Source organism: Iningainema tapete BLCC-T55 (assembly GCF_014698965.1).
Lineage (GTDB): Bacteria > Cyanobacteriota > Cyanobacteriia > Cyanobacteriales > Nostocaceae > Iningainema > Iningainema tapete.
The window spans coordinates 18,166-41,354 of record NZ_JACXAE010000097.1 but is presented as its reverse complement, the minus strand read 5'-3'; the positions used below and the strand labels follow the sequence as shown (position 1 = coordinate 41,354).

The 23,189-nt window shown below is 43.1% G+C and carries 5 protein-coding genes; all 5 read left to right on the top strand.

The window, feature by feature from the left end; translation table 11 throughout:
* Positions 1–225: 225 nt before the first annotated feature.
* The 5 genes from ICL16_RS46250 to ICL16_RS31855 all read left to right on the top strand — a co-directional run bounded on the left by ICL16_RS46250 (position 226) and on the right by ICL16_RS31855 (position 23,160).
* Positions 226–8,085 (top strand): non-ribosomal peptide synthetase, encoded by a 7,860-nt coding sequence (locus ICL16_RS46250; protein WP_190835606.1) that lies wholly within the window; start codon positions 226–228, stop codon positions 8,083–8,085.
* Entirely contained in the window at positions 8,082–11,954 is a 3,873-nt protein-coding gene (locus ICL16_RS31870; RefSeq protein ID WP_190835605.1) for a non-ribosomal peptide synthetase, read from the top strand. Before ICL16_RS46250 ends, ICL16_RS31870 begins: the two co-directional genes overlap by 4 nt.
* Positions 11,955–11,968: 14 nt before the next feature.
* On the top strand, positions 11,969–13,012 hold the full coding sequence (locus tag ICL16_RS31865; protein ID WP_190835604.1) for an inosamine-phosphate amidinotransferase 1: 1,044 nt from the start codon (positions 11,969–11,971) through the stop codon (positions 13,010–13,012).
* 57 nt (positions 13,013–13,069) lie between these two features.
* Entirely contained in the window at positions 13,070–13,999 is a 930-nt protein-coding gene (locus tag ICL16_RS31860; RefSeq protein ID WP_190835603.1) for a class I SAM-dependent methyltransferase, read from the top strand.
* Positions 14,000–14,325: 326 nt separating this feature from the next.
* Positions 14,326–23,160, top strand: a complete 8,835-nt coding sequence (locus tag ICL16_RS31855) for a non-ribosomal peptide synthetase (protein WP_190835602.1) — start codon at positions 14,326–14,328, stop codon at positions 23,158–23,160.
* Positions 23,161–23,189 lie beyond the last annotated feature (29 nt).

The following is a 23,189-nucleotide window of genomic DNA, read 5'->3' as shown; positions in this document are numbered from 1 at the left end:
TTGTTAATATTGCTATAATGTTCAGGCAAAGCTCAAGTAATATAAAGTAGAACAGTTAAGCAAGGTAGCAGTTCACATTGATGGCTCGGCTCCTTGAGGGGTGCAGCGCAATTTTGCAGGAGTATAAACAATTTGTCTATAGAAGTGTAAGTTTTAATTTATGTAGTATGCCTGGGAATTTATAAAAAAAATTTATTTCAGTAAAAAAATTATAATCCTTAGTGTATGGAACTGACAAAAGCGCAGATTGTTTCTCTAGATTACCAAATTCGTCAACTTCGAGGAATCCAGCCTGTCACACCTTTATTTAACAGTGTCAATCAGGAGAAACCTGAGCAAAAAGAAAAAATAATTGCTGTTATCCCCGGAACTTTACGTGAGAGAATATATCATCTAACTGCTAATTCTCCTGTTAATAAGCTGGCTTTATATCTATCAGCGCTCAAATTTCTGCTCTTTAAATATACTGCTACTGAAGAGTTTGTTGTGGCAACGGGAACTTTGACCCAATCCAGTACAGATAGCCTTATATTCTCCCGATTCAATGGGCAATTCACATCATTTAAGGATTTATTAAAAACAATTCGCCGTAATTTACAAGAGGGATACCGCTATCAAAGCTATGATATCGATGCTCTGATAGAAACATGTCTAGCAAGAGGCGGCTCTCCTGCAGCGATTTTTGATGTCGCGCTGATCCAAGAAGGATTTTGCACCCGTAGCTCTTTGTTAAACAAATTTCAATTAGTTTTTGAAATTGATGCTCTTGATACTTCTGTTTGTGTAATCGCTCAGAATTTTCCGGCAGATTTTATACAGAGAATGCAGGGGCATTTTCTGCAAATTCTGTCATCTGTTACGGCTAATAGCGATCGCGAATTGTCAGAAATTGACATATTAACAACAGAAGAACGATCGCAAATACTGACAAAATGGAATAACACGGGAATTCAATATCCCCAAAAAAAATCCATCCATCAGCTATTTGAAGAGCAGGTAGAGCTCAATCCCGATGCTGTAGCGGTGGTATTTGAAAATCAGCAATTGACCTATCGACAGTTGAATGAGCGAGCTAATCAGCTGGCTCATTATTTGCGCACAAAAGGCGTGGAACCAGAGGTACTAGTAGGTATTTGCCTAGAGCGTTCCTTGGAGATGGTTGTGGGAATATTGGGGATTTTGAAGGCTGGGGGGGCTTATGTGCCATTAGACCCCAGCTATCCAACAGAACGTCTAGCTTACACGCTATTGGATGCAGAGGTAACAGTGTTGCTCACCCAAAAGTCTCTGTTGCCATCTCTACCAGAAAATCAAGCGTTTGTAGTTTGTTTGGATGCAGACTGGGAGGTGATTAGCACTTGCAGTCGGGAGAATGCAGTTAGTAGTTCCCAACCAAATAACTTGGCTTATGTGATTTATACTTCTGGCTCTACAGGAAGACCGAAGGGGGTATTGGTCAACCATCAGAATGTGATTCGTTTATTTGCCGCTACTCAGTCTTGGTATCATTTTTGTGCAAGTGATGTTTTCACACTATTCCACTCAATTGCCTTCGACTTTTCCGTCTGGGAACTGTGGGGTGCCCTGCTGTATGGTGGACGTCTGGTGATTGTACCCTACTGGGTGAGCCGCGACCCAAGAGCGTTCCACACCTTGCTACGCCAAGAGCAAGTCACGGTTCTGAACCAAACGCCATCCGCCTTTCGCCAACTGATCCGGGTGGAGGAACTAGCGGGAACTGAAGAATCGAAACTAAGCTTACGCTTAGTGATCTTCGGTGGCGAAGCTCTGGAGCCACAGAGCTTAAAGCCGTGGTTTGAGCGATACGGAGATCGGTGTCCGCAATTAGTAAATATGTACGGGATCACAGAAACAACCGTGCATGTCACCTATCGACCACTGACAATCGCAGATGTTCACGCTAGCAAGAGCTTGATTGGTAAACCTATTCCCGATTTGCAATTGTACATCTTGGATGAACAGCTAAAACCTGTACCTATTGGAATCAGGGGTGAGATGTATATTGGTGGTGCCGGGTTGGCTCGCGGTTATCTAAATCGCCCGGAACTGACAGCAGAGCGGTTCATCACCAATCCGTTTAGCGACGATCTACACGATCGACTGTACAAAACTGGCGACCTCGCTCGCTATCTGGAAAATGGAGACATTGAGTACCTCGATCGCATCGATAACCAAGTCAAGATTCGCGGTTTCCGGATCGAACTCGGAGAAATTGAAGCCGCGCTGGTAAAACACCCAGAGGTGCGGGAGGCAGTAGTAATTGCCCGCTCTGACCAACCTGGAGACAAGCATTTGGTAGCTTATGTGGTTTCCACACAAGATCCGTCCTCAAATCAAGCATCTGAGAACCAATCGCATACCGAGCAAATCTCACAATGGCAGCTAGTATTCAATGATACCTACCGCCAAAATGCTCCCACTCAAGACTCAACCTTTAATATTATCGGCTGGAACGACAGCTACACAGGTCTACCCATTCCTCAAGAACAGATGGGTCAATGGTTAGACTCTACAGTTGAGCGGATTCTCTCTTTGCAGCCCCAACGGGTGCTAGAAATTGGTTGCGGTACTGGGATGCTGCTATTTAGGATTGCTCCCCAATCCTCACGTTACTGTGGAACTGATATTTCCAACAATGCTATCCGTTACGTTGAGATGGAAATGCACAAAGTTGGGAGCGCTTGGTCACAGGTGGAGTTATACAACAAACCAGCCCACGATTTTGAAGGTTTTGAGGCAAAAACATTCGATGCAGTTATCCTCAACTCAGTTGTCCAGTATTTCCCCAGCATTGATTATCTGGTAAGTGTTTTGGAAGGTGCAGTGAAAATGGTAGCACCAGGAGGCTCTATCTTTGTGGGGGATGTGCGTAGTTTACCGCTACTAGAAGCTTTTCATGCCGATGTTATGCTGCACCAGGCAAGCTCTGAGCTAACGACAGAAGATTGGTGGCAGCGCGTGCAAAAAAACCTGAAGGAAGACCAGGAACTGGTAATTGACCCAGCCTTCTTTAATGCCCTTGTGCAGCATCTGCCGCAAATCACAAGAGTGCAAATTCAACTCAAACGAGGTCGCGATCGCAATGAGCTAACACGGTTCCGCTACGACGTGATTCTCCATGTAGGAACTGAGGTTTCTTCCACAATCGAGCCTCAGTGTTTGGACTGGCAGAAAGAGCGGCTGACTTTGCCCAAGGTTCGCCAATTTTTGCTCCAGGCACCAGAGATTTTAATTATCAAAGGCGTTCCCAATGCACGTATTGGCAAACAAGTCAAGCTTTTAGAGCTAATAGCAAGGGATGAGAAACCACGATCCGTAGGAGATCTACTTCAGGGCTTAGAGGAAACCCAGTTTGAAGGGATAGAACCCGAAGACTTTTGGAGCTTGAGCGAAGAGTTTCCTTATACTACTGATATCAGCTGGTCGGATACTGGTAATGGTTGCTATGATGTTGTGTTCGGACGGCGATCGCCTGCTCGGATGTCTCAGAAGATACTACCTCCGCTTGGGGAAACGCAGCAGCCAAAACCCTGGAGTCACTATGCCAATAACCCTTTGCAAGGAAAATTAACTCGCCAGTTAGTCCCGCAGCTACGCAGTTTCCTCAAGCAGTCTCTTCCCGACTACATGATTCCCTCTGCCTTTGTGACGCTGGAAGCACTACCGCTAACATCTAATGGTAAAGTTGATCGTCGCGCTCTACCAGCACCCCAGACAGCCAGAGCAGACTTGGAAAATTTTGTGGCACCTCGGACTCTAGAAGAGCAAGTACTAGCCGACATTTGGGCTGAGATTCTCAGTCTGGAACGAGTTGGTATCCACGACAACTTCTTTGCCTTAGGCGGCGATTCCATTCGCTGCATTCAAGTTCTAGCTCTAGCTCAAGAACGAGGTTTGCACTTCTCAGTTCAACAGATGTTCCTGCATCAAACGATTTACGAACTAACGCAAAACCTTGCAACGGCAGAGACTGGTAGTAGAATAGCAGAGAAAGTAAAACCGTTGGCTTTGATCTGCGAACAAGACCGTCTAAAGTTACCCAACAATGTAGAGGATGCCTATCCTCTTGCCAGACTTCAGATGGGGATGTTATTTCACAGTGAGTACAGTCCTGGTTCTTCTGTTTATCACAACGTCAACAGCTTCCATCTGCAAGTTCCTTTCGACGAACAAAAATGGCAGATAGCGATACAGGAACTGGTAGCCAATCATTCCGTACTGCGTACTTTCTTCGATGTCAGCAACTTCAGTGAACCGTTGCAGTTAGTTCAGCGCACAGTTCGTGTTCCCTTGGAAGTAGAGGAACTGCGCCATTTATCTGCACCAGAGCAAGAAAGTATTTTGGATGCTTGGTTTGCAGCAGAAAGAAAACAACATTTTAGTTTGAACCGTCCTCCTCTTTTACGCTTTCATATTCATCGCCGCACTGATAAGACATTTCAGTTAACTTTAATTGAACACCACGCTATTCTCGACGGATGGAGCGTAGGCTTACTATTTACTGAGTTATTGCAAAGATATTTATCCTTCTTAGGTCAAGAAATTATACCTCTCAATCCACCGCCAGCGGTCGCATTCCGGGACTTTGTTGCTTTGGAGCAAACAGCCCTCAAGTCCCAAGAGTGCCGACAACACTGGATGGAAAAACTCAACGATATTACTATTACAAAACTGCCTCGCTGGACTCAATTCTACCGCTCATCTGAACCTGAAAAATTAGGAACATTAGGTACTCATGAACTAACCTTGTCTTTGAAAGTCTCTCATGATTTGAAACAAGTCGCAAACAAAGCAGGAGTTACACTAAAAAGTGTGCTTTTAGCAGCACATATGAAAGTGTTAAGCGTGCTTTTCAATCAATCGGATGTACTGACAGGTTTGGTATCTAACGGTAGACCAGAAGAGGCAGATGGAGAGCGAGTGCTGGGACTTTTTCTCAATACTTTGCCATTGCGTTTGCAACTTCTAGGCGGCACATGGATCGACTTGATGCAGGAGACATTCAAGGCTGAAAGGGAATCCCTACCTTTCCGACGATATCCCCTAGCTGATTTGCAGTGGAATTTGGGCGGTCAACCTTTATTTGAGACATCGTTTAACTTTACCCATTTTCACGTTTACCAGAGTATTTTAGGGCTGCCCGGTGTACAGGTATTAGATAGCAAATTTCTCGGAAAAACAAACTTCACTCTGGGAGTCCACTTTACTTTGGATATAGTCTCGTCCCAGATACAGCTAACCCTTAAATACGATGCTAGCGAGTTGTGTCCAGAACAGGTGATTGCCATTGGCGATTATTACACTAGCACCCTGGCGACAATAGCTAACGACCCATCGCAACGTTACGAATCTTTCACTTTGCATCTTCTAGAACAAGACAGAACGGCAATATCCCGTGCTCAACCAAGCCAGTCACTACAACAGATCGATCTGAACACTGATGCACCCCGGCAAAGCGATATTTTGCAAAGTGAAAATCGTAAAAACCATCTAGATTACTGGCGAAAGCAACTTGACGATGGGCAACTACCCCGTGTTCACTTACCTACAGACTTCCGTCGTCCTCCGGTAAAAACATTCAATGTTTCTCGTTTAAACTGGACATTCAAACCAGAAATTGTCTCTGGGTTGCGAATGATTTGCACACAAACAGAGACTACTTTATTTATGGGACTGGTTGCAGCGGTAAAAGTATTACTTTATCGCTATAGTGGTCAGCACGATATTGCTATTGGTACAGAAATTACCACTCACAACCATCCTCAAATTCCTATTAATACACTTGTTCTACGTGATGAACTAGAGCCAGAACAAGGGTATAAGAATCTGCTCACAAAAGTTCGCCAAACCGTTACCGAGGCATTTGAACATTCCGATTACCCGTTTGATATTTTGGTAGAAGAACTGGCATCTTCCAAAGAAGTTAACCGCACACCATTGTTCGATGTGTTGGTTCTTCTGCAATCTGGTCAAACTGTAGTAGAAATCAGCAAATTTGACCTCTCTTTTGTTTTTATTGAACAAAACGACGAACTTAGATTGGAGCTAATTTACAACACAGACCTCTTCAAAACAGATAGGATGCAAAAAGCTCTTATCCATTTGGAGAAATTGCTCACCGAGATGGTAGCAAATCCCAGTCAACCAGTTGGGGAAATTTCTCTGATATCAGCAGAAGAAACCGATTTTGTTGAAAGCTTTATCAAACCAATTCCTCGATTAGAAACACGGACAGTTGTCCAAGACTTTATCGAACAAGTAGAAGCGACACCAGAAAAAACGTCAATAATTTATCCAGGCGGAGAATTCAGCTATCGTGAATTGGATGCACTAACTAACTCTTGGGCTGATATCTTAAGAGATTTAGGTATTCAAAAGGATACTATTTGTGGCGTGATTCTAGAAGGAGATCACCGTCAGGTAGCAGCGATGTTGGCTGTATTCAAAGCAGGGGGAATTTATTTACCTCTACGTTTGGATGAACCTGAAGAACGCTCTTCACGGATGATATTAAAAACATCCCCCTCGATTGTGGTGACAGCAGCAGAATATATTGATGCTGTGAAACCCCGACTAGCAGCATTACCAAAACCTCCTCATATATTAGCGATCGCCGCTCATGAAATTAAGCACCTCTATAAGTGGGATGGCACAAATTATCAATGCTTGCCTGTAGTAGCAAGTAATGATAAAAAAGCTCTAATTATGCCAGATGCTGATGATTCTAACTATATTATGTTCACTTCGGGGTCAACAGGTGAACCTAAAGCAATACTTGGTAGTCATGGCAGCTTGCGTCACTTCATTAATTGGGAAAGAATTGAATTCGGCATTAATCAGAACTGGCGCTGTCTGCAAATTGCGCAAATTAACTTTGATGCTTATCTGAGAGAAACTCTTGTCACTTTATGTTCGGGAGGAACTCTTTATATTCCTGCTCGCACAGAGCGGGAAGATTTGGAGCGTTTGTTACTTCTGTTGGGAGAATGGCAGATTAACTTACTGCATACTGTACCTTCGGTGATGCGCCAGTTTTTAAAAATTGGTCAGAATTTAGCCAATGCCGATCGCTTACTGAAAAATTTGCAAGTTTTGGTATTGGGAGGAGAACCTTTATTCGTCAAAGAACTTTGTGAATGGCATAATGTTTTTGGTTCTCATACAGAATTTGTCAATATTTATGGAGCCAGTGAAACAACTTTTGTCAAACATTATTACCGTCTAGCCGCTCCTCAGACTATTCCTTATGCACGAGTTCCGGCGGGGAAAACATTGCCAAACTCAGCGAGTGCCGTCATTGATGGCAATCGTCCCTGTGCAGTCGGAGAAGTTGGCGAAATTTTTGTCAAATCGCCTTATTTGACTAAAGGCTATTATGCAGACGAGAATTTAACTCGGAGCGTTTTTGTGCCAAATCCTTTGAATAATGGCAGTGATTTAGTTTATCGCACAGGGGATTTGGGACGTTTGCTACCGGATATGACTTTGGAGGTGATCGGTCGCCGCGATCACCAAATTAAGTTGAATGGAGTACGAATTGAGTTGGGAGAAATTGAGGATGCACTTTCGGCTATTGATGGTGTAGAAAAAGTGCTGGTAGTCGCCGAGAAAAAGGAAGAATTGGTGACGGTAATTGCATATTATCAGGGAAATGACAAGGTAACGGTGGAACACATTAGAAGAAAATTAAAACAAGTGTTACCCATTTACATGCAACCAACCTTTTTAATGCAATTGGAATACTTTCCGCTGTTACCAAATGGGAAAATTAATCGACAGGCACTACCAAAACCAAAAGAAAATCTTGAACAAACAACTAATCAACTTACTAGCTTCAGCAAACAAGAAGCTTTATTAGCTTCAGTTTGGGGCGAACTATTGGAGGTGGAGGTAAGCGACACTGATCAGTCATTCTTTGAACTAGGAGGAAATAGTCTCAAGGCGATGCGCTTAGTATCGCAGATCCGCAACTGCTTTGGCATCTCACTGCGACTGCGGGAAGTTTTTACTCATAATACTTTAAAAGAACAAGCTGTTTTGATTAAATCACGGCAAGCAAAATGATAAATTCACAACGTTGGGAAGTTATTCAGCTACTACCACAGCAAAAATATTACGAAGTATCCCATGCTCAACGACGTATGTGGATTCTGCACCATATAGATGAATACTCAAGTGCTTACAATATCAGGCAGGCAATGAGAATAAATGGCTGCTTAGATATTTCGGCATTTGAGTCAGCTTTCCAACAACTTGTGAGCCGCCACGAAATTCTGCGCACAACCTTTACCAGTGTGGCAGGAAATATTAAGCAGATTGTTCATGAGCAAGTGCCTAAACAGCTAGTAGTTTTTAGAGATTTAAGAGGGCAAAATGATGCTGAGGAAGTAGCTGATACCTTGATTAAAGAGTCAGCAAACTCGCGCTTTGATTTAGAGAAATTGCCACTGATGCGAGTCATGCTGGTGCAGATCAAGTCAAATGAATTTTTGTTTTGTTTGACTCTACATCATATCATTGGTGATGCGCGATCGCTCGATATCCTCTTACTCGAGTTTGTCACTTTTTACTCTGCCTGTACTCAAAAAGGAATAGCCACTTTACCTCAACTAAGATTGCAGTATCAGGATTATTCTGCATGGCAGAATGAGTGGCTAGAAAGTGAGGAGGTGACAGAACAACGTAATTATTGGTGCGATCGCTTTGCTGGACAAGTACCCATACTTAACTTACCAACCGACTTCCCCCGACCTAAAATTAAATCTTCTCAAGCAGGTTTATATACTTATCGTTTTAGTCATAGTCTGAGCGAACAATTACGCACTTTTGCTGCTAAGAATGGAACAACTCTATTTATCACCCTGCTAACTTTATTTAAAATATTACTCTACCGCTATACAGGACAGTGTGATTTAGTAATTGGTGTACCTATTTCTGGGCGCAATCATCCAGACTTGGAAAACCAAGTTGGATTTTATGTTAATACCCTTGCCCTCAGAACTTTGCTGCCAGAAGAGGGAACTTTTAAGCAAGCACTGACAGAAGTTACAAATACTTGCCTCGACGCTTATGAATATAGTGATTATCCTTTTGATAAATTAGTATCTGCCCTTGATTTAGAACGTGATTTATCACGAAATCCGTTGTTCGACGTGATGTTTTCACTGCTAAGTCAAGAAAGCAAAGCAGTGAGGAAAATTCCCGAACTTGAGTATAAAGAATACCCGCTTGCACCACGAACTGCCCAATTTGATTTGAGTTGGAGTTTTTTTGAAGATGCCAATGGACTAAGATTGGTTATAGAATACGAACCAGAGCTTTTTCGCTCCGAGACGATTGCCAGAATGAGCGGTCACTTTTTACAAATAGTTCAGGCAGTAGTCGAGAATCCTAATTGCCAATTGTCACAAATAAATTTATTAACTTCTGAAGAACGTTATCAGTTACTAACAGAATGGAATGACACAGAAATTGCATATCCTCACGATAAATGTATCCATCAGCTATTTGAAGAACAAGTAAAGCGTACCCCTGATGCAGTAGCGGTAATATTTGAAGGTCAAAGATTGACCTACCAACAGTTGAATGAGCGAGCTAATCAATTGGCTCACTATTTGCAAGCAAAAGGCGTAGATGTAGAAGTATTGGTGGGAATTTTTGTCGAGCGTTCCCTGGAAATGGTAGTAGGACTATTGGGAATTTTAAAAGCAGGGGGAGCTTATTTACCTATAGATCCTAGCTATCCAGCAGAACGTTTGGCTCATATGCTTTCAGATTCGGCGGTATCAATATTGCTCACCCAGCAGTCCTTAGTCGCATCTTTACCAGAAAATCAAGCCCAAGTGCTGTGTTTGGATACCGATTGGCAAGCGATCGCCAACTATAGTAAGCACAATCCCAACAGCCAGGTAACATGGGAAAATTTGGTTTATGTCATTTATACCTCTGGCTCTACAGGTAAACCCAAGGGGGTGATGAATCTTCATAGGGGTATTTGCAATAATTTATTACGGACTGTTGATGCTTACCCACTTACAGCAGGCGATCGCATCCTGCAAATAACTCCCTTCAGTTTTGATGTTTCAACGTGGGAAATCTTCTGGGCTTTAATAGCTGGCGCTACTCTAGTAGTGGCTAAACCTGAAGGTCATAAAGATACTGCTTACCTAAGCAACCTGATTGCCCAGCAACAAGTTACCCAAATCAATTTTGTCCCCTCAATGCTGCGAGTTTTTCTGCAAGAACCAAACTTAGAAAATTGTCGTTGCTTGAAGCGAGTGTTTTGTGGTGGAGAAGCACTATCCTATGAACTTACTCAACAATTCTTTGCGCAGTTTAACTGTGAATTGCACAATCTTTACGGTCCAACGGAAACAGCAGTTGATGCAACTTTCTGGCAGTGTACCCCACAGTCTACTCATCGGATAATTCCCATTGGACGCCCCATTGCCAATACCCAAGTTTACATCCTCGATTCTCATCTACAACCAGTTCCGATTGGCATTCCTGGAGAATTGCATATTGGCGGTATCCCTTTAGCTAGAGGCTACCTCAACCGACCAGAATTAACTGCCCAAAAATTCATTTCCAACCCCTTTGGCAATGGCAAATTGTATAAAACTGGGGATTTAGCTCGTTATCTACCAGACGGCAATATTGAATTTATTGGTCGCATCGATAACCAAGTCAAGCTGCGGGGCTTACGTATCGAATTAGGAGAAATCGAATCGGTTCTAGACACTCATCCCCAAGTAGAACAAACAGTCGTCATCCTGCGGCAAGATACCGCTGAAAATCAACGGTTGGTAGCCTATGTAGTGAGAAAAGACCAGTCATTGACCCCTAACGATCTGCGCCGTTTTCTACAGCAGAAATTGCCTGGTTACATGATACCTTCAGCTTTTGTAATGTTGTCAAGTATGCCATTAAATCCTAATGGTAAAATAGATCACAAAAAGTTGCCAGAACCCGATGAAATATCGATAGTACAATCACCGTATTTAGCCCCACGGAATCACTCAGAAAGCATTTTAGCAAACATTTGGCAACAAGTTCTACAAGTGTCAAAGGTAGGAATAAATGACAACTTCTTTGATTTAGGTGGTCATTCATTACAAGCTATGAATCTCATGGCACTAATTTATCAGGAGATGGAAATTGAAATCCCTTTATCGATGATTTATGAAAAACCTACGGTAGCGGAATTGAGCGAGTATATCATCTACGCCAAAGAGATGAATATCCAACCCAAGGAACGTCCCTATGTAGTTTTTAACAAAGAGCGAGAAAAAGCTGTTTTTATATTTCCCCCTGCCCTTGGGTTTGCAGCAGCTTACGCAAATTTAGCTAATTATTTAAAAGATTATGCAATATATACCTTCAGATATATTGCCGATGAAGCAACTTTAGAAAAATATGCAGAATTGATAGACAAATTAGCACAAAATCAAGACATAAAATTGATGGGACATTCGGCAGGAGGTTTTTTGGCAATACTTATGGCTCAAAAGTTAGAAAGTCGTGATCGCGTGGTTTCTGATGTCATTTTAATAGATACTTATAGAGGGGGTCGTGAAGCTATTCAAGCTGATATGTCAGAAATCAAAGAGGGAGTTGATACTTTCTTGCTCAATCCTAAACGCCAGGAATTGAGACGTTACTTTATGGAAAACCAAAAGTTACGCGATCGCACTTACAATCAAGTTTGGGAATACTTTAATTTTCTCTGGCATTCAGATCTAAAAAATTTGCAGATCGATGGGACTATTCATCTCATACGCGCTGAGGAAAACTATGATTGTGAAGATGACTGGGTACAAGCTACAAGGAGTCAACGGATTAATTATTATGCCTATGGTGCCCATCGTGAGATGATCGACCCCCCCTATCTCAATCAAAACGCCACTATTATTAATGCGATTCTGAGTAAATAATTTTGGATGAACATATGAGTAAAGTCAAAGTTAATGACGAGTGGAGTCCCCTTGAAGAAATTATCGTTGGACGTGCAACCAATGCACGTATTGCCTGTCAAGATCGAGGTTTGTTCGCAGTCGAATACAGAGATTATGGCAGTATTGAGAAAATTCCCTCCGGACAGTATAGCGATCAAGTGATCGAAGAAACTGAAGAAGACCTTGATGAACTCGTGCGTACACTTCAAAGCCTCGGCGTAGTTGTCCAGCGTCCCGATGTAGTCGATCATTCGATTAAATTTCGCACCCCTGATTGGGAATCGGACGGCCAATATAATTACTGTCCCAGAGACTTATTCGTTACAGTTGGAAAATGGATTATCGAAGCGCCAATGACGCTACGGGCAAGATTTTTTGAAACTCTTTCATTTAAATCTATTTTAATGGATTATTTGCACAGCGGAGCTAGATGGATATCAGCCCCAAAGCCCAGACTCGCTGATGAAATTTACAATATTCATGATTATAACTCTTCAGCAATCAAAGACTATGAGCCTCTATTCGATGCGGCAAACATATTGCGGCTAGGACAAGATATTTTCTACCTGATCTCAGATACTGGCAACCGATGTGGGGCATTATGGCTTCAAACTATATTAGGCGAAGAGTACAGGGTGCATACCTATGACAATGTTTACTCTGGAAGTCATGTAGACACCACTATTGCTGTAATTCGACCAGGCTTAGTTGTGGTGAATGCTGAACGAGTTGGCGAACAAAATCTGCCCGATCTATTCAAGGGTTGGGATGTCATCTATCTTACGGAAATAGTTGATATTGGTTACACAAAAACATCCTATGCTTCTAAATGGATTGGAATTAACCTCCTAATGGTAAATCCGACTCTGGCGATCGTTGATAAATCCCAAGTTCCACTTATCAAACAGCTTGAAAAACGCGGTGTCGATGTTATAAAACTCCAACTTAGACACTCAAGAACCTTAGGAGGAGGGTTTCACTGCGTGACACTGGACGTGCGACGAAAAAGCTTATTGGAGAACTATTACGCAGGTTAAGATATTCCACAAGAAAATAACAATAGTCCCATTTGATTTGCCAAGGAGAGTATAGATTTGGAAAATATCGGAAGAATTCCTTTCAAGGATGAATGGCGCAATCGCTGGATAGTGATCAAAGATTTTATCAACAATCCAGGTAAGGAAATATGGTTTCTTCAAGACAAATATCAGGTATCCGATCTTTATACAAATTTAGCCAAACGAGATCCTCATCTTTACAACCCAGATGTTCCTCAATGGCTCAATTTTGGCTATTGGAAAGAAGAAACTACTTATAACGGAGCTTGCGCGGCTTTAGCTCGTAAATTAGGAGAACTTGCAGAACTTAGCTCTGGCGATCAAGTTCTAGATGTCGGTTTCGGTTTTGCCGAACAAGATCTACTCTGGGTGCGTGAAAACAACGTTGGCTCAATTAATGGTATAAATATTACAGAGCTACAAGTAGAAATTGCCAAAGAAAGAGTTGCTCGCACGGGACTAGCTCAACGAATACATCTCCAGGTAGGCTCAGCAACCAAAATACCTTTTGGAGAAAATTATTTTGATAAAGTTACGGCTTTAGAATGTGCTTTTCATTTCAATACCCGTGAGAATTTTTTCGCTGAAGCATTTCGGGTTTTACGCCCTGGTGGGAAGCTTGCATTAGCAGATTGCTTGCCTAGAGTAGGACGAGCGATTAACTTTTGGCTTCGCGTCAATAGTAAGAAAATGGGTATTCCCTTTGCCAATCAATATGATAGACATACTTATGTAGAAAAACTTAAAAAGCATGGATTTGTTAACATTCAAGCCGTACCCATTAGCGAATATGTTTGGCCCGCTATGGTTTCTTATTTTGCACAGGTAGGAAAAGGAATTAGTAAACATGACCTAATAATTGATCTCCAGAAAGATAATCCAGGAATTGAAGCTTGGTCGAAAAACAGGGGTTGGTTTATGGCATTTGATGATTATCTTTTGTTTTCAGCGGAAAAACCTAAATAGCCCACAGGCTAGAAACTAGGGGCTAGTCTTAAGTGTCTATATAACTATTAGATAAAGTATTTATAAGTGTATACTTATTATTTTGTCTTATAGGTCATTGCATTTTTTGCATAAAGCAGATAGAATGTGGTAGCTTAAGATAGGATTGTTAGTTTAAAAAAACGAGTTAATTAAATTAAAAAATTAATATTTGACTCGAAAAAATGAATAATAATTAGCTAGAAACTAGCCCCACACGCATTTGAAAAGTTACAGACCAATACAAAGCTTTGATGTCTTTGCAGTCTTTGACCGCTATCAAAATATGCTAATGGGTTGAGAAGAAAATGAAATTTAAAGAAAAAAGTCTAAATTGGGAGAAAATACAGCAACTTAAAACTAAGATTGAATCAGTTTTATTGGAGAAAACTTCAATAAACGACTGCACAGTGGTTGTGAAGAAAACATCTCCACTGGAAGTCATACTATATATTGTTTCAAGCTCAACTATCTCACTAGAGCAAATTCGCTCTTACCTTCAAGGTGTGTGCGATGAGGCATTATTACCAAGAGCTTTAGTGCCAGTGTCCAACCTACCTTTAACTGCCACAGGAGAGGTTGACAAATTGGCTCTGATGAAGATTTCTGTGATTGATGAAAGTTTAATCGAGCAAGTAGAAAAGCAACTGAATTCTCATCACAAAATCGAACAGGCAGTGGTAGTGGTGCAGGAATTGAGAAAGAAGAACCCCTCACTCCATTTGTCGGATTTGCTACCAAATTGGCAAGCCAAGAGTGCGCACGCCAACGAAGCCCCGGTATCAAGAGACTCCAAACCAAATACACAACAACTTTCAGAACCGAAACCACTTGCCATCAGCCACGGCGGTGTTCTCACGGATGAACCCAATGCACCTATTACTTTGCTCGAAGTTTTGCAAAGAGCTGCTCAACAGGTAACGTCCGGGGGTATTGTTTATCTGTTGCCAGATGGGACAGAACTACGCCAATCCTACGCTGAGTTACTCTCTCAAGCCGAGCGAATTCTGACTGGGTTGAGAAAGTTGGGACTCAAGCCAAAAGACAAAGTAATTTTGCAGATGGAACTTAGCTGTGACATTATTCCCAGCTTCTGGGGTTGCCTATTAGGAGGCTTTGTCCCCGTAATTATGGAAGTGCCACCGACTTATCAAGAATCAAACAAGGTGGTAGATAAGCTTTGTCATATTTGGCAGTTCCTAGATAGTCCCGTCATCTTAACTACGGCAGATCGGAAACAACAGGTAGAATCACTATCCCAATGGCTACCAGCAGAACGCCTCAAGGTATCGACGATTGAAGTATTAAAAAATAATAATATTAGTAAATCATATCATAATAGTCAACCAGATGAGGTGGCTCTTTTCAACCTCACCTCTGGGAGTACAGATATACCAAAATGCGTTCAACTGACTCATCGAAATCTCATCGCTCGTGCCAGAGGAACTAACCAACTCAATCAACACCAGCCAGAAGATGTAATTTTAAATTGGCTGCCGTTCGATCACATTGGCAGCATTTCCGACTGGCATATCCGTGGCGTAGAATTGGGTTGCACCCTAGTTTATGCACAAAAAGAATATATCTTGGGTCGCCTCATAAACTGGTTGGATTTGATCCACAAATACCGCATTACTCATAGCTGGGCTCCCAACTTTGCCTATGCCATAGTTAATGACTTTCTCAAACAAGAACCAGAACAAAACTGGAACTTATCGTGCGTGAAATTCCTACTTACAGCTGGTGAAGCAGTATCCAGTAAAGCTGTGGAGGATTTTCGCGAAAATTTGGTTGCCTATGGACTTAAAGCAACGGCAATCCGACCAGCTTTTGGTATGGCAGAGATGGGTTCGGGGATTACATACTATCAGCCGCTCGTGGATGCACCTCTGTTGTTCCATAGGGTAGACAAATTTACATTACAAGGTACTATTAAACGAGTAGAAATAAATCATCCAAATCATAATACTTTTACCGACTTAGGCTCAGTCATTCCTGGAGTTACCATTCGCATAGTAGACGAGCAAAACTCTGTATTAACAGAAGACACTATAGGTCGTTTGCAAGTCAAAGGTGATGCGGTTTCTCCAGGATATTACAATAACCACGATGCCAATCAGAAATTCTTTTTAAAAGATGGCTGGTTTGATACTGGAGATTTAGGATTCATTGCCAACGGACAATTGGTGGTTACTGGTCGCGCCAAAGAAACTATCATCATTAATGGAGCTAACTACTACAGTCATGAAATTGAAGCAGTAGTTGAAGAAATTGAAGAAATAGAAGTGTCCTACACCGCTGCTTGTGCAGTCTGCGCTGGTGGCGCAACAGAGAAACTGGCTATCTTCTTCAATTCTACCATTACGGAAGACAAAAAACTGCTAGAACTACTCAATAAAATCCGACAAAGAGTGGTGAGTAAAGTAGGGTTGAATCCTGATTATTTAATTTTAGTAGCTAAGGAAGATATCCCAAAAACTGCTATTGGCAAAATCCAGCGATCGCAACTTAGCGATCGCTTTCATGCAGGTCAATTCAACCCAATTCTCAAAAAATTCGAGATCTTACTAGGTAATACCAACACTATTCCTGATTGGTTCTACCAAAAAGTTTGGCGACCCAAGCAAGCCACTGTTTTAAAAGTTTTATCCCACAATTATCTTACCATAATCTTCGTCGATGAGTTAGGATTGGGGACATTTCTGTGTCAGCAATTGCAACAGCAAAACCTGCCCTATGTGTGTGTCACACTTGGCTCGGATTTTGTCAAAAAAAGTCCCAATCACTTCTTTTTAGCTCCAGGAAATGCAGACCATTACGAGCTATTGCTTGAAACCATAAAAGCAGATAACCTTGCCATCGGACAGATTATCCATTTGTGGAATTATCAGGAGTATGGCGGAGAAATCAAAAGCCTAGAAGCTCTGGAAAAAGCTCAAGAGCAGGGAATTTACAGTTTGTTGTTTCTTGTCCAAGCCCTAGCAAAAACTCAGGGTTTCCAAGATATAGTCCGGTTATTGTTTGTTTCTAGCTACACCCAGTCTACGCAACCAACAGACTTGATAGCTTATGAAAAATCTCCAGTTTTGGGTGTAGTCAAAACTATTCCCCAGGAAATATCCTGGTTAAACTGTCGCCACATCGATTTGACTCCTAATCGCGTAGAGGAGAATGGAACTTATATTCTCCAAGAAATCCAGGTTTTATCAACAGAGCAAGAGGTTGCTTACCGTGATGGACAGCGTTTTGTTGCTGGTTTGGAAAAAGCCAATCTGCAAGACAAACCAAAGCAAGAACTTCCGTTTAAACCCGGGGGAATGTATCTGATTAGCGGTGGACTTGGGGGTGTTGCGGTTGAAATTGCTAAATATCTAATTAAGTTTTTTAATGCCAAATTGCTATTACTAGGTCGCACTCCTCTACCGGATACAGACGCATCCAATCTCTCTGCAACAATCTTAGACAAAATTAAAGCTTATCAGGAATTAAAGCAACTTGGAACGGTGGTTTATGAGGCAGTGGATATCTGCGACTTTCAAGCCACCCAACAAGTAGTGGAAAAAGTCAAGGCTAACTGGGGAAGTCAGCTAGATGGAGTTATTCATCTGGCAGGAACTTACCACGAGCAAATGCTAGTGGATGAAACACCACAGAGTGTAGCTGCAATTCTGCGTCCCAAAGTGTTAGGTGCTTGGGTGTTGCATCAGATACTGGTGAACCAAGGGCAGGGGGTTTTTATTAGCTTTTCGTCTTTGGCGAGTTTCTTTGGCGGAGCCACCATTTGTGCTTATGCTGCTGCCAACAATTTTTTGGAAAGCTTTAATCAATACCAACGTTCTGTTGGTTGGTTGCACAGCTATTGCTTTGCTTGGACAATTTGGCGTGAAACAGGGATGAACAAGGGTTCCCAGAGGCAAGAAATAATCCACGCTCAAGGCTATTACGATCTGAGCGTTCAACAAGGGTTATATTCCTTATTGGCTGGATTATATCATGACCAAGCACGGCTGATCGTCGGTTTAGATGGCAGCAATCCAAAAATTCGGCGTTTTACCTCGGAGTTTCAAGGTTTACAGAAATTAACTGCCTATTACACTCAGAGTAACGGTTCTTCAGTCCTTGAGTTATCAGATTTGACGGTGCTAGATCGCTTCGGAACAACTGTCAACTGTGACTTCGTACAGCTATCAGAAATGCCCCTTAACGCCAGTGGTGAAATTAATCGAAATTTACTGGTTAGGGGTATGACTAGTTGGGAGGCGATCGCTTCCCCTCCCCGAAACGAGACGGAACGGCAGATTGCTCGAATTTTGCAGCAAGTTTTAGACACACCTCAAATTAGCATTCACGATAACTTCTTTGCATTGGGAGGAAATTCTCTGTTAGCCTTCCAGGTTATTGCTCGGTTGCGCGAGGCTTTTTCGGTGGAGATGGCGCCAAATCGTTTTTTTGCATCCCCTACTGTAGCTGGTTTGGGAGAAAGCCTAGAGGCGCTGCTAACTGCAGCTAAGAGTGCAAAAGACTGCTCCTTTGAGCCAATACTATCTACAGAGCGCTCTAGGGAGTTGCCTTTATCTTTTGCCCAGCAGAGGATGTGGTTTCTTTATCAATTAGAGAGCCAAAGCCCATATTACAACGAGAGTTTCCAGTTGCGCATTCAAGGTGTACTCAACGTAGAAGCTCTTGAGCAGAGTATTAACGAAATCATCCGCCGCCATGAAATTTTGCGCACAACATTTCCAGCAGTAGATGGAAAACCCGTGCAGGTAATTTCTCCCAGCTTGGCGATCGCTGTGCCAGTTCTGGACTTGCAAGGTTTAGAAGAAGCAGAGGTACAACAAATTGTCACAAATCTTGCTCGCCAACCTTTTGATTTGAGTAATGGGCCTTTGTTGCGAGTCACCTTACTGCGCCTTGGGTCATCTTACGTGTTGGTGTTGATCTTGCACCACATTATCACGGATGGCTGGTCAATGGGGATATTCCTCAAAGAGTTGTCCATTCTCTACCGAGCTATTGCGCTTGGTTCTCCTTTGCTCCTCCCTGAGTTGCCCATCCAGTATGCTGATTTTGCAGTTTGGCAGCGACAGTGGTTGACGGAAAAAGTCCAAAAACAGCAACTGAACTACTGGAAGCAACAGTTAGCTGGTGCGCCACCATTGTTAGAACTACCCACAGACAAACCACGCCCCCCCATTCAGAGTTTCTGTGGTGCTACTAAGGAATTTCAACTTGATCGGAATTTGACCGAGCAAATCAAAATCTTCAGCCAACACTCAGGAGCTACCCTTTTTCAAACACTGCTGGCGGCTTTCGTAATTTTAATGTTTCGTTACAGTGGTCAGGATGATATCTGTGTCGGCAGCCCCATTGCTAATCGCAACCGCAGGGAAATAGAAACATTAATTGGCTTTTTTGTCAATACATTAGTGCTGCGTCATCAGATCAAAGGAAATCCCAGTTTCTCTGAGTTTCTCTCTCAGGTACAGCAAGTTACAATGTCTGCTTATGCTCACCAGGATGTTCCGTTTGAACAAGTGGTAGAAGCCTTGCAGCCAGAACGTTCTCTCAGCTACAATCCCTTATTCCAGGTGATGTTTGTCTTAGAGAATTTTTCGTTAGATACATTGGAGTTGCCGAATCTTACCCTAACTCCCCAACTGGTAGAACGTGGGACATCACAGTTTGATTTGAGCGTGGCGGTTTGGGAGACAAAAAAGGGACTAATAGGTTCGTGGGAATATAACAGCGACTTATTTGAGGCAGATACCATTGCTAGAATGACAAGTCATTTCCAGACTTTGTTAACAGCAATTGTTGCTAATCCCAATCAACCCATCAGTGAATTACCACTGCTGACTGAGCGTGAACGTCATCAGTTGCTAGTGGAGTGGAATAATACCCGCACGCCCTATCCTGACAGCAAATGCATCCATCAACTATTTGAAGAGCAGGTTGAAAAAACGCCAAATGCAGTGGCTGTGGTTTATGAGGACGAGTCCCTAACATACCAACAGTTGAACGAACGTGCGAATCAATTGGCGCACTATCTGCAAACTCTTGGGGTGAAGCCAGAAGTTTTGGTGGGAATTTGTGTTGAGCGATCGCTCTTGATGATCGTGGGACTGCTAGGGATTCTCAAGGCGGGAGGTGCTTATGTACCCCTCGACCCAGCATATCCCCAGGAAAGATTAAGCTTCATGTTGTCAGATTCACAAGTGTCGGTGCTGGTGACTCAACAGAAGTTGGTGACAGCTGTGCCGGTTCGGGCAATGGATGTGGTGTGCCTGGATGCCCAGTGGGAAATCATCTCTCAACAAAGTCAGCTCAATCCCAGTAGTGCTGTGCGAGCAGGTAGCTTGGCTTATGTAATATACACCTCCGGATCTACAGGAAAGCCGAAGGGCGTCCTGGTTACCCACCAAGGATTGTGCAACCTGGCACTAGAACAGATTCGCACCTTCGATGTCCAGCCCAACAGCCGTGTTCTGCAATTCGCTTCTTTGAGCTTCGATGCCTCAATTTGGGAAATTGTCATGGCCCTTTGCGCTGGAGCGCGGTTGTGTTTGGGAACTTTGGACTCCTTACTCCCAGGATCTGGTTTGATTGAGCTGATGCAAAACCAGGCCATTACCCATGCTACGCTCCCCCCCTCAGCACTGGCTGCCATGCCTGCTGCCGAATTGCCTAACTTGCAAACTATCATCGTAGCGGGAGAAGCTTGTTCTGCTAATTTAGTAGCGCAATGGTCTAGTGACCGACGTTTCGTCAACGCCTACGGACCAACGGAATCCACTGTGTGTGCCACCACGGCTGTGTGTATTGACAGCAACCAAAAGCTGCCCATCGGTCGCCCAATTGCCAATACCCAAGTCTATATTCTCGACGACCATCTCCAACCAGTTCTAATTGGGGTTCCTGGGGAACTGCACATTGGTGGTGTTGGGTTGGCGCGGGGCTATCTCAATCGTCCAGAGTTGACACAACAGAAATTCATCCCCAACCCCTTTGACAATTCTAAGGTAACAAGTCGTCTTGGAAAGTTTGCTACGGAGGGAAACCCTCCTGGCAACTTTCCGCAAAAGTCAAAATTATATAAAACCGGGGACTTAGCACGTTATTTGCCAGATGGCAACATCGAGTTTCTTGGTCGCATTGATAACCAAGTTAAGATTCGCGGCTTCCGTATTGAACTCTCCGAGATTGAAGCTGTTCTGACTCAACATCCTCAAGTCCGCGAAGTCGTTGTCATTGCCAGGGAAGATAAACCAGGTGTTAAGAGTTTGGCAGCTTATGTCGTCCCAGAATTGACACAGCCTACAAGTAATGAGCTACGTCTGTTTCTCAAGTCAAAGCTCCCCGATTACATGGTACCTGCATCCTTCACAGTTCTGGAAGTTCTGCCAATTACCCCCAACGGGAAGGTAGACCGTCGTGCTTTACCAGTACCGGAGTTTGAGTTCGATGAATCGACTGGCTTTGTCTCCCCCCGCACCCATACTGAAGAAATCTTGGCAAATATATGGCGGGATGTTTTAGGACTAAAACAAGTCGGTATCCACAACAATTTCTTTGAATTAGGTGGGGATTCCATCATTGGTATCCAAATTATTACGCGAGCTAATCAAGCTGGACTAAAACTTACTCCAAAACAACTATTTCAGCACCAAACCATTGCTGACTTAGCTGCTGTTGCTGGTATAATTAATCTAATTCAATCTGAACAGGGTTTAGTTACAGGGGTTGCCCCTCTAACACCAATTCAGCATTGGTTCTTTGAGCAAAATCTGGCCGATAGCCATCACTTTAACCAATCCTTCCTGCTAGAAGTTCCTCCATTACAACCGGAATTACTAGAGCAGGCACTGCAAAAATTGCTATGCCATCACGATGCTTTGCGCCTGCGATTTGTGCAGCAGGACGGGCAATGGCAGCAGTACAACAGTGATGCGTGGGATGGAGTCTCGTTCGGTATGGCGGATTTGTCAGATCTGCCTCAAGCAGAACAGTTAAAGACAATTGAAGCAAGAGCCAACGAAGAACAACAAACGCTAAACTTAGCAGATGGGCCGCTAATGCGGGTCGTTCTGTTTCACTTAGGCAATTCTCCCGGACGTTTGCTCATCATCATCCATCACTTGGCTGTAGATGGAATATCGTGGCGGGTTTTGCTAGAAGACTTATCTGGGGCATACAAACAATTAGAACTTGGGAAAAGTATCCAACTGCCTGCTAAAACAACTTCCTTTAAGGATTGGGCAATTCGATTGCAGGATTATGCACGCAGTCAAGGACTTCACTCACAGCTAGATTACTGGCTGGACTCAATGCGGTTCCCAATTGCTCCTTTACCTTTGGATTATCGCGCTGTTGCCCAAGACAACACTGTAGCCTCCAGTCGGATTATATCTGTATACCTAAGTTTAGAACAGACTCGCGCTCTGTTGCAGGATGTCCCCTCGGCTTACAACACCCAAATTAATGATGTGCTGCTGACGGCACTGGTACAAACTTTCGCCCGATGGACTGGTTCTAACTCCCTACTGATTGATTTAGAAGGTCACGGGCGAGAGGACTTGTTTGAGGATGTAGATTTGTCCCGCACGGTAGGCTGGTTTACTAGTATATTCCCCGTTCTGTTAAAACTTGAGGAGCAACATACCGGAATTCTCAAGTCGGTAAAGGAGCAACTGCGACGTATCCCAAACCGGGGCATTGGCTATGGCATCTTACGCTATCTTAGCCCAGATGCTCTAGCTCGTGAGAAATTGCAGACCTTCCCCCAAGCTGAGGTGAGCTTTAACTACTTAGGTCAATTTGACCAAACCCAGTTAGCAACCTTTGGATGGAAATATGCCCAAGAGTCTAGCGGTTCCATTCACAGCCCCAAAGGACAGCGCCGCCATTTGTTGATTGTAAATGCATTAGTCGTTGAAAGGAAGCTGAAACTGGAGTGGAACTACAGCGAGCATTTCCATCGACGGGCTACTGTAGAAAATTTGGCAAATGACTATCTCAAAGCTTTAGAAGATATCATTGTCCACTGTCTATCGAAAGAAGCAGGAGGCTATACTCCTTCAGATTTTCCTGAAGTTGAGTTAAGCCAAGAAGCTTTGGACGAACTCTTAGCAGAAATTGAATGAGATTGTTCACGCTTAGAAATCCGGTTTAT

Bases quoted from the DNA above. Each gene is read 5' to 3' on its own strand.
- ICL16_RS31870 (WP_190835605.1), top strand. From the start codon at position 8,082: ATGATAAATTCACAACGTTGGGAAGTTATTCAGCTACTACCACAGCAA.
- ICL16_RS31865 (WP_190835604.1), top strand. From the start codon at position 11,969: ATGAGTAAAGTCAAAGTTAATGACGAGTGGAGTCCCCTTGAAGAAATT.
- ICL16_RS31855 (WP_190835602.1), top strand. From the start codon at position 14,326: ATGAAATTTAAAGAAAAAAGTCTAAATTGGGAGAAAATACAGCAACTT.
- ICL16_RS46250 (WP_190835606.1), top strand. From the start codon at position 226: ATGGAACTGACAAAAGCGCAGATTGTTTCTCTAGATTACCAAATTCGT.